This is a genomic window from Streptomyces capoamus (assembly GCF_014654935.1).
Lineage (GTDB): Bacteria > Actinomycetota > Actinomycetes > Streptomycetales > Streptomycetaceae > Streptomyces > Streptomyces capoamus.
Genome location: NZ_BNBF01000001.1, coordinates 27,880 through 37,088, shown reverse-complemented (window position 1 = coordinate 37,088; position 9,209 = coordinate 27,880). Strand labels below are relative to the sequence as shown.

Annotated in this window: 9 protein-coding genes and 1 pseudogene; 3 read left to right on the top strand and 7 right to left on the bottom strand. The window is 74.3% G+C overall.

The window, feature by feature from the left end:
- Window positions 1-526 (bottom strand): annotated as a pseudogene (locus IE312_RS38275) (GntR family transcriptional regulator); the annotation flags it as partial.
- 49 nt (window positions 527-575) lie between these two features.
- Here IE312_RS38275 and IE312_RS00180 point away from each other — a divergent pair.
- Window positions 576-1,256, top strand: coding sequence for a pyridoxamine 5'-phosphate oxidase family protein (locus IE312_RS00180; RefSeq protein ID WP_189977074.1), 681 nt, complete (start codon window positions 576-578; stop codon window positions 1,254-1,256).
- 10 nt (window positions 1,257-1,266) lie between these two features.
- On the opposite strand, the gene IE312_RS00175 is transcribed toward IE312_RS00180, so the two are convergent.
- The 3 genes from IE312_RS00175 to IE312_RS00165 all read right to left on the bottom strand — a co-directional run bounded on the left by IE312_RS00175 (window position 1,267) and on the right by IE312_RS00165 (window position 4,100).
- Window positions 1,267-2,223: a DMT family transporter gene (locus tag IE312_RS00175; RefSeq protein ID WP_189977072.1), complete on the bottom strand. Its 957-nt coding sequence runs from the start codon at window positions 2,221-2,223 to the stop codon at window positions 1,267-1,269.
- 190 nt (window positions 2,224-2,413) lie between these two features.
- On the bottom strand, window positions 2,414-3,418 hold the full coding sequence (locus IE312_RS00170) for an EamA family transporter (RefSeq protein ID WP_189977070.1): 1,005 nt from the start codon (window positions 3,416-3,418) through the stop codon (window positions 2,414-2,416).
- 46 nt (window positions 3,419-3,464) lie between these two features.
- A complete protein-coding gene (locus IE312_RS00165) occupies window positions 3,465-4,100 on the bottom strand; it encodes a Clp protease N-terminal domain-containing protein (protein WP_229898775.1) in 636 nt (211 codons plus the stop codon).
- 243 nt (window positions 4,101-4,343) lie between these two features.
- Here IE312_RS00165 and IE312_RS00160 point away from each other — a divergent pair, with 243 nt between their 5' ends.
- Window positions 4,344-4,772 carry a type II toxin-antitoxin system Rv0910 family toxin gene (locus IE312_RS00160; RefSeq protein WP_189977068.1) on the top strand — a complete coding sequence of 143 codons (429 nt, stop codon included), beginning with the start codon at window positions 4,344-4,346 and terminating at the stop codon, window positions 4,770-4,772.
- Window positions 4,773-4,852: 80 nt separating this feature from the next.
- On the opposite strand, the gene IE312_RS00155 is transcribed toward IE312_RS00160, so the two are convergent.
- The gene (locus IE312_RS00155) at window positions 4,853-5,488 is read right to left on the bottom strand and encodes a PadR family transcriptional regulator (RefSeq protein WP_189977066.1); all 636 of its coding nucleotides are present in this window, start codon (window positions 5,486-5,488) and stop codon (window positions 4,853-4,855) included.
- A gap of 181 nt (window positions 5,489-5,669) precedes the next feature.
- On the opposite strand from IE312_RS00155, the gene IE312_RS00150 reads away from it, so the two are divergent.
- Window positions 5,670-6,482 (top strand): PhzF family phenazine biosynthesis protein, encoded by an 813-nt coding sequence (locus tag IE312_RS00150; RefSeq protein ID WP_189977064.1) that lies wholly within the window; start codon window positions 5,670-5,672, stop codon window positions 6,480-6,482.
- A gap of 8 nt (window positions 6,483-6,490) precedes the next feature.
- Here IE312_RS00150 and IE312_RS00145 read toward each other — a convergent pair whose 3' ends face one another.
- Together IE312_RS00145 and IE312_RS00140 are read right to left on the bottom strand one after the other, a co-directional pair.
- On the bottom strand, window positions 6,491-7,291 hold the full coding sequence (locus IE312_RS00145; RefSeq protein WP_189977062.1) for a CPBP family intramembrane glutamic endopeptidase: 801 nt from the start codon (window positions 7,289-7,291) through the stop codon (window positions 6,491-6,493).
- Window positions 7,292-7,551: 260 nt separating this feature from the next.
- Window positions 7,552-9,069 (bottom strand): glutamate-cysteine ligase family protein, encoded by a 1,518-nt coding sequence (locus IE312_RS00140; protein ID WP_189977059.1) that lies wholly within the window; start codon window positions 9,067-9,069, stop codon window positions 7,552-7,554.
- Window positions 9,070-9,209 lie beyond the last annotated feature (140 nt).

Below are 9,209 nucleotides of genomic sequence, written 5' to 3'. Positions count from 1 at the left end.
CGGGCCTGAGGTGGGCGGTGAGGACGCGTTCGATCGCGTCGAGGGAGCCGGAGGTCACGGTGAGCGGGCCCGCGGGGACCCCGTCGGCGTCGAGTTCGGCGCGGGCGGTGCGGGCGAGGCCGGCGTCCACCGGGTCGTCGCCGTAGCGCACGGGCCGGCGGTCGCCCTGCTCGGCCGCCGCGGCGAGGGCGGGGGCCAGCTCGGGCAGCAGGGCCGGGTCGGGATTGCCCGTGGACAGGTCACGGCCGCCGGGCGGCACCTCCGCGCGCAGTTCCTCGCGGCCGGTGGTGGCCGGCCTGGGACGGACGCGGCTGCCCCGGCGGCCGGCCGTCTCGATCACCCCCCGGTCGCGCAGGATGCGGTAGGCGGCGGCCACCGTGTTCGGGTTCACGCCCAGTTGCTCCGCCAACTCCCGCAGCGGGGGCAGGGGTTGACCCGGAAGCAGCTCCCCGGCGCCGACTGCTCGCTCAACGCCGGCCGCGATACCTGCTGCGCCCCGCCCTTCGATCCGATACTCTCCTAGCACAAAACCGATTATGCACTATTACAAAGTTCGCCGCAATGGAGGGACCATCGTGCCGCCCACGACCGAGGACACCAGGGCCGCCGCCTACGCACCGACCGACCGGACCGTGCCCACGCGCTCCGCGGACCGGGCGTCGTACGACAAGGAGCTGGTGCACGCGATATTGGACGAGGGGTACGTCTGCCACCTCGGCTTCGTCCGCGACGGCGCCCCCGTGGTGCTGCCGACGCTGTACGGCCGGGTCGGCGAGCGCCTCTACGTCCACGGCTCGACCGGCTCGCGGCCGCTGCGGATGGCCGGTACCGCCGACCCGGGCCTGCCGGTGTGCCTGACGGTCACCCATGTCGACGGCCTGGTGCTGGCCCGCTCCGCCTTCCACCACTCGATCAACTACCGCTCGGTCGTGGTGCACGGCACCGCGCACGAGGTCACCGACCCCGAGGAGCGGCGCATCGCCCTGGACGCGCTCGTGGACCACGTCGTCCCGGGCCGGGCGGCCGACTCCCGGCCCGCGAACAGGAAGGAGCTGGCCGCCACCGCGGTCATCCGCCTGGACCTGGAGGAGGTCTCCGCCAAGGTCCGCACCGGCGGTGCCCACGACGAGCCGGAGGACCTCTCCCTGCCGCACTGGGCCGGGGTCGTCCCGCTGCGCAAGGGCTACGAGGCCCCGGTCCGTAACGCCGATCTGGCACCCGGCATCGAGCTGCCGGAGTACCTGGCGGCGCGGTGACGGCACCGCGTCACACCGGAACCGGCTCCGGCCGGCCGGCCCCGCGCGCCTCGCTCACGGCGAGACCCGTGGCGGCCCCGAGCATCAGCAGGGTGCCGGCCACGGTGGCGGCCGTGAGTCGCTCGCCGAGCAGGACGACGGCGAGCACGGCCGCGCTCACCGGCTCCAGCAGCATGATCACGGAGACGGTGGCGGACCGGACGACGGCGGCCCCCGCGAAGTACAGCGCGTAGGCGAGGGCCGTGGGCACGGCGGCCATGTAGAGCAGCAGCCACAGCAGGCGGACCGGGTGGGCGGTGTGCGGGAGCAGCCCCTCGTGCACCGCGAAGGGCAGCAGGCACAGGCTGGTCACGGCGAAGGCACCCACCGGGGTGCCGGACGCGCCCGCGCCGCCGCCCCGGCCCCACCAGCGGGTGAGCAGGGTCATGGCGCCGTAGCCCGCGGCCGAGGCCAGGGCGAGCAGTACGCCCGCCGGACGGACGGACGCGGCCGGACCGCCGAAGGCGAGCACGGCCAGTCCGGCGAGCGCACCGGTGACCGCGGTGGCACCGCCCGCGCCGAGCCGCTCGCCGAGCAGCGGCCGGGCGCCGAGCGCGATGAGGACGGGGCCCGCGCCGAGGGTGACGACGGTGGCCACCGCCAGCCCGGTCGACGCCACGGCCGCGAAGTAGGCGGTCTGGAAGACGGCGAGGGCCAGTCCGGTGACCAGGGCCCGCACGAGGCCGCCGCGCACCGGCCGGACCGGGGCCGTCCGGCGGGCGCGCGGGCGCGGCAGGCGGCCGGCCATCAGGAAGACGAGGCCCAGCGCGCAGCGCCAGAAGGAAAGGGTGAAGGCGCCCGTGTCGCTGGACCGGTAGATCAGCGAGGCGGCGGCGCCCGCGGTGCCCCAGGCGGCACCGGTGACGATCAGACAGAGCAAGCCGCGCCGGACGGACAGGCCGGCGGCGGGGTGCGACGAAGTCGGCAAGGGGATCTCTCCGCAGAAACGCACGCGACGGTGCGGAAGTTCGGGAAGCGTCCCGCTTCGCGGGGCGCACGGACTTCGTCTGCGGGCAGCACCGTCCGGCCCGGCGCGCGTGCGCCGGGCGATGACCCGGAGGCCCGCCTCAGGCGGCCGGGGGTGGAAGGACGCGCGTGGGGTGCGGCACGGGCCGACTCTAGGCGGCGGTTCCCCGGGCGGACAACTCCCTTTCCGGGCCGCCGGAGGCGACCGGTTCCGGTGAGCCTGCGGCCGGGGCGGCGGACTGGGCGATGAACGCGCCGACCAGGACGACCGCGCCGCCGGCGACCTGCGGCGCGGACAGGTGCTCGCCGAGCAGCACCCAGGCCAGCACGGTCGCTATGACCGCTTCCAGGCAGGCGACCACCGTGGCGACCTGCGGTGACAGCCGGCGCACCGAGAGCACGCCGGTGACGTACGCGACCACCGTGGCGACCAGCACGATCCAGGCGAGCAGCGCGACGGCCGGTACGGCGGTGCCGTCCATCCGTACCGAGCCCGCCAGCACCGACCAGTGCGCGTTCCAGGGGCGGGCCAGGGCGGTCAGCACGGCTGCGCCGACGAGCAGGCCGTAGGCGATGACGCCGAGCGGGTCCGGTGCCGCGTCGCCCGCGTCGCCGCCCTGGTCGGACAGGACGAAGTAGCCGACCTGGCAGCAGGCGGCGCCGAGGGCGAGCAGCAGGCCCAGCGCGTCGAAACCCAGCCCGGACCAGACCTCGACCACGCAGGCGAGGCCGGCGGCCGCCAGGACGACGCCGAGGACGGCGGCGCGGGAGACCGGCCGGCGCTGCACGAACCGCACCCAGCCCAGCACCAGGGCGGGGGCCAGGTACTCGACGAGCAGGGCCACGCCCACCGGTATCCGCGAGAGGGCGGCGAAGTAGCAGGCCTGCACACCGGCGACGGCCAGCAGTCCGAACCCGGCGAGCAGCGCGGGCCGGCGGCGCGGCAGGGCGCGGTGCCGCACCGCGACGGGCAGCATCACCAGGGCGGCGCCCGCGACCCGCAGCCACACCACGTGCAGCGGGTCGAGGCCGGCCTCGATCAGTGGCTTGGCCGCGACCCCGGAGCCGCCGAAGGCCAGCGCCGAGGCGAGTGCGAGGCCGAGCCCGGCTCCGTTGCCGCGGCCGTGGTGAGGGCTGACAGAGGTATGCACCGCCACATGATGACAGGCGCCGACAGGAGCGTCACTCCCGATGACACCTGTCTCAGCTGCTGGACGGCACGTCGGACGGCGGACCGGACGCGTCGGACCGCCCGTCGGCGCCGTCCGCGATCCGCGCGGCCAGCTCCTGGGCGGGGATGCCGGCGTGCTCCAGGACCTCGACGGCCCGGGACGCGGGGTCCGCGGCGAGCGCCGCGAGCAGATCGGTGCCACTGACCCGCGACGCGCCCCGTCGCCGGGCCCGCGCCCGGGCGTCCGCGAGCGCGGCAGCGGCGGCGGGGGACCAGCCCTCGGCGTCCCGGGCCGGCACGCTCCGGCCGGCGGCCGCGGCGGCCCGTGCGCCGGAGTCCTCCGCCCGGGCGGGCGGCGGGACGCGCGGGAGTGCGCCGGAGTCCTCCACTCCGGCCTGCCAGCGCAGTCCGTAGCCGATGCTGCGCTGGACGAGGTAGCCGAGGAGCCGGGCGAGCCGCGGGCCGCCGACGGCGGCGCGGGCCTCGGGGTCGTGCTCCAGCAGGGCGTGGAGCAGGTGGGCGGTGTCGGTCTGCCGGTCCCGGTCCCGGACGGCCCTGCGGCGGGCAGCGGAGACCACCGCTGCCAGCTCGGCACCGAGCCCGGCAGCGCCGTCCGCGTGCGGAACCGCTCGACCGTGGGCGGTCCGGTGGGCTGTACGGGGTTGCACGTCCCCTAGCTCATCAGCCCCGGCGGAACCGGGCATCCGCGAGGGGAACCATTTCCGCGTCCCACGGGGAGTGGACATCGCCGGCCCCGATCTCATCCTTGCGGAGGAGATCCGGGCGGTCCCGCGCCCGGACGAGCGCGCCTCGGCCCGGCCTGACGGTTCATCAGTATTGAATGTTCGCGCCCCTGCGGCTACGTTCCGCGACACCGCAGCCCGGTACGCCCGATCCGAAGGGGTGGTCGCATGGCCGAAGTCAGCGCGGAGGCACGCATCCAGGCGCCGGCCGGGAAGGTGTGGGCGCAGCTCACCGACTGGCCGTCGTACGGGGCGTGGAACGCGACCCACACCAGTTTCCCCCGGGGCGGCCCCGACGTGCTGGCCGTGGGCGGCACCTTCCAGGAGAACATGAAGCTGATGGGCTTCCCGGCGGAGGTCGACTGGACCATCGAGGAACTGGAGCCGGCCCGGGTGTTCGCCATCCGGGGCAAGGGCCCGATGGCGGTGACGGTCGCCACCCGCTACACGCTGACACCGGACGGGGACGCCACGACGGTCCGGATCGACGGAGAGTTTACCGGTGCCGCGGTGTCGCTGATGGCGGGCAGGCTCAAGGACTCGGCGGCGGCCGCGCTGCACGAGTCGCTGCGCAAGCTGGGCGGCCTGGTGAGCTGAGCCGGGACGCGCGGGCGCCCCGCGCGGTGCTCACGCGGGGCGCCCGGGCCGCCGTAGGGAGCACGGCGGCCGGCTGCGGCTCAGTGCTCGTCGGCGAGGATGAGGTACAGCTTCCTGCGGGCGTCGTTGACGACGGCCAGCGCCTTCTCCCGCTGTTCCTTGCTGCCGGTCTTCCAGACCTGGCCGAAGGCTTCCATCAGCCCGAAGCCGGCCTGCCGGACCTCGGTGAGCGCCTCCCAGTCGACCCCTCGCGAGGCCTCCTCCCAGGGCGCGTCGGCCCCTTCCCCGGCGGCCTCGCGTCCGCTCTCCGTGAGGGAGAACAACTTCTTGCCGCCCTCGCTCTCGCTGGCGATCAGACCCTCGTCCTCCAGCAGCTGGAGGGTCGGGTAGACCGAGCCGGGGCTGGGCTTCCAGGCGCCGCCGCTGCGTTCGGCGATCTCCTGGATCATCTCGTAGCCGTGCATGGGCCGTTCCTTGAGCAGGGCCAGGATCGAGGCGCGCACGTCACCGCGCCGTGCCCGTCCTCGCGGACCGCCTCGCCCGCGCGGCCCCCAGGGCCCCGGGCCGAAGCCGGGTCCGCCGGGCCCGAACCCCGGGCCGCCCGGGCCGCCCGGGCCGAAGGGCCCGAAAGCGGCCCGCCGCCCCTCGAACCCGCCCATGCCCCGCCGGCCGGGGCCGCCGTGCCGATGTCCACGCTCGAAACCGTGGGTACGCATCGTGATCACTCCATTTCCGTCACTGATCTGTCTTGTTCATATCGCGTATCGTTCGCGATGCCTCAACGATATATCGGTAGTGTTGGCATGACAACCCCCTCCGCACGACGGCCCGGAATCAGTCCGGCACTCGCGGATTGGCCTTGGTCCCCGCGCTGTCGCAGCCGCTAGCGTCGGCGTCATGCGCATGCGAATCGTGGACGCCTTCACCGACCGCCCCTTCGCCGGCAACCCGGCCGGGGTCCTGCTCCTCGACGACGTCTTCCCCGACGACGACTGGCTCCAGAACGTCGCCATGGAGATCAACCACGCCGAGACGGCGTTCGCGCACCGGCTGCCCGAGGGCGGCGATGCCGACTGGGCCCTGCGCTGGTTCACGCCCGTCACCGAGGTCGCCCTGTGCGGGCACGCCACCCTCGCCACGGCTCACGTCCTGCACACCACCGGCGCGCATGAGGGACCGGTGCGGTTCGCCACCCGCAGCGGGGTGCTCATCGCCACGCCGGCCGCGGACGGTTCCCTCACCCTCGACTTCCCGACCGCCCCGCTCACCCGGGTGGAGATCCCGGACGGGGTCACCGAGGCACTGGGCGCCAAGCCGGTCGCCGTCTTCGACACCGGCCCGGACGTCGGCGACCTCCTGGTGGAACTGGCCGACGAGAAGACCGTCCTCGGCCTGGCCCCCGACCACCGGGCCCTGCGCGCCCACTCCTCGCGGGGCGTCATCGCCACCGCGCGCGCCGACGACCCGGCCCGCGGCTACGACTTCGTCTCCCGGGGCTTCTTCCCGAACGTCGGCATCGACGAGGACCCGGTCACCGGCAGCGCCCACACCGCGCTCGCCCCGTACTGGTCCGCCCGCCTCGGCCGCGACGACCTCACCGGGCTGCAGGCCTCCCGCCGCACCGGCCTGGTCCACACCGGGCTGCGCGGCGAGCGCACCCTGCTCACCGGACGCGCGGTGACCGTCATCGAAGGCGAACTGCGCGCCTGACAGCCCGTTCAGGCGGTCGGCAGCCAGCCCACCTTGCCGGCGAGGAGGGCGTAGCCGACGAAGGCGCCGATGTCGAGCAGGGAGTGCGCGACGACCAGCGGCCCGACCCGGCCCCAACGGCGGTAGAGGTACACGAACACCACCCCCATCGCCATGTTGCCGAGGAAGCCGCCGACGCCCTGGTACAGGTGGTACGACCCGCGCAGGACCGCGGCGGCCACCAGCGCGGTCCCCGGGGCCCAGCCCAGCTGGCCCAGCCTGCGCAGCAGGTAGCCGACGACGATCACCTCTTCGAGGACCGCGTTCTGCAGCGCGGACAGGACCAGCACCGGGTACTTCCACCACACGTCCGGCAGCGCCTCGGGGACCACGGTGAGGTTGAAGCCGAGGCCGCGGGCGGCGAGGTAGAAGGCAATGCCGGTGCTGCCGATCACCGCCGCGACGCCCGCGCCCCGGGCCAGGTCGGGCCACGGCCGGGTGCGGTCGAAGCCGAGGGTGCGCAGGCTCCCGCCCTCGCGCAGCAGCAGGTGGGCGACGAGGGCGACGGGGACCAGCGCGGTGGCGATGCCGAAGAGCTGCCAGGCCAGGTCCAGCCAGGGCCGGCCCGGCGCGGCCGAGGCGTTCAGGGTGGCCGCCTGGTCCTTCAGGCCGCCCGGTCTGGTGACCGAGCCGATGAAGCTGATCAGCGCGGACACCCCGCTGGCCCCGAGCGAGAGCGCGAGGACGAGCAGCGTCTCGTCCCGCAGGATCCGCCGGGGATCGCGCCCCCGCGCCGCGGAACCGGCCACCGAGTCAGCCTCCACCTGCACCCCTGCCTCCAGCCGCCTCACGGGCCCCCGGCCCACCTTCGCCCGGCAAGGATCGCAGACCCGCCCCCCGTTCCCACGACCCCCCTCACTCCCCGGCGCACCCCGCTCCCCGGCGGGATGCACCAGTCCCCCGCCGGTGGCGCCCGCCGTACACGCGACGGCGCTCACCCGGGGCGGGCCGTGGCGTGCGGCCGTTCCAGGGTGAGCGCCGATGCGGCGGAGCGGCGCGCGGCGGTGCCGCTTGGCCGCGGGGGCTCGTGTCAGCCGAGCGGTACCGGATCGGGCAGGCCCACCGGCCACGTGTGGACCGGCTCGCCCACGTGCATCAGCTCGGCGTAGCGGCGTGTGGTCGCCGCCAGGGCCGCCTCACGCGACATGCCCTGCTCCAGCGCCCGGTGGAAGGTGGCCGCCTGCCAGGACGCCCCGTTCACCCGGCGCCGGCAGCGCTCCTCGATCACGCCCAGGTAGAGGTCCCGGTCGGCGGCCTCCACGCCCCACGCGTCGAGCCCGGCCGCCGCGAGCGGCAGCAGCTCGTCGCGGACCAGGGTGACCGCGTCGACCTCGCCCGTGCCGCCGTACCGTCCCCGGCGGGGCCAGACGAAGCGGGCGTCGATGCCGTACCGGCAGGCCGCGTCGAAGTTGGCCTCGGCCGCGGCGAACGGCAGCCGCGTCCACACCGGCCGGGGCTCCTCGGCGAGGGCGCGGACGAGGCCGTAGTAGAAGGCCGCGTTCGCGATCACGTCGGTGATGGTCGGCCCGGCCGGCAGCACCCGGTTCTCCACCCTGAGGTGCGGGACACCGTCCGCGATGTCGTACACCGGCCGGTTCCAGCGGTAGATGGTGCCGTTGTGCAGGACGAGTTCGGCGAGCGTGGGCACCCCGCCGGCCTCGACGACCTCCAGGGGCTCCTCGTCGTCGCAGATGGGCAGCAGCGCCGGGAAGTAGCGCAGGTTCTCCTCGAACAGGTCGTAGGCGGAGCTGATCCACCGCTCGCCGAACCAGGTGCGCGGCCGTACGCCCTGCGCCTGGAGCTCGGGCGGCCGGGTGTCGGTGGACTGGAGGAACAGCGGGGGCCGGGACTCGCGCCACAGCTCGTGCCCGAAGAGGAACGGTGAGTTCGCGCCGACGGCGATCTGCGCGGCCGAGGCCGCCTGCGCCGCGTTCCACACGTCGGCGAACCGGTCCGGGGTGACCTGCAGGTGCAGCTGCACGGAGGTGCACGCGGCCTCGGGCACGATCGACTTCGAGGTGCACACCAGGTGTTCCACGCCGTCGATGTCGAGCCGGAAGTCCTCGCCGCGCGCGGCGACGATCTGGTTGTTGAGCAGGGTGTAGCGGTCGGCCTCCGAGAGGTTCGAGGAGACGAGGTCGTCCCGGCCGAGGGTGGGCAGGATGCCGATCATCACGATGCCCGCGTCCACCTCGCCGGCCTTCCGGTCGGCGTAGGCGAGGGAGGTGCGCAGTTCCTCGGCGAGCTGGTCGAACACTCGGCTGCCCAACCGGTGTGGGGCTATGTTGACTTCCAGGTTGAACATGGCGAGTTCGGTCTGGAAGTCGCGGCTCGCGATGCGCTCCAGTACCTGCCCGTTCAACATTTTCGGCATACCGTCGGGCCCCGCGAGATTCAATTCGATCTCCACACCCATGAGGTTCTTGGGGCGATCGAATCGCTTCTCGCGCAGCAGCCGCTCCAGTCCCGTCAGGCACGACTGGAGCTTTTCTCGGTAGCGCTGGCGATCGGACAGGTCGAACTGCCCTGCCACGACCTTCTCCCCCATCGAAGTTTCCTTCCTCGGATGGGCGGGCCGACGATCCGGCCGCCGGGCTCCCGGGTCAGGTGGGATGATGCCCAGCCGAAGCGATCGATAACGTCCCGCGCGGGCGTGTCGCCCGCTACTCTTACGAATGTTCCCGGCGG

What these genes read in the sequence shown, in the direction of transcription:
- IE312_RS00150 (WP_189977064.1), top strand. Translation starts at nt 5,670, where the DNA reads ATGCGCATGCGAATCGTGGACGCCTTCACCGACCGCCCCTTCGCCGGC.
- IE312_RS00155 (WP_189977066.1), bottom strand. Translation starts at nt 5,488, where the DNA reads ATGCGTACCCACGGTTTCGAGCGTGGACATCGGCACGGCGGCCCCGGC.
- IE312_RS00160 (WP_189977068.1), top strand. Translation starts at nt 4,344, where the DNA reads ATGGCCGAAGTCAGCGCGGAGGCACGCATCCAGGCGCCGGCCGGGAAG.
- IE312_RS00140 (WP_189977059.1), bottom strand. Translation starts at nt 9,069, where the DNA reads ATGGGGGAGAAGGTCGTGGCAGGGCAGTTCGACCTGTCCGATCGCCAG.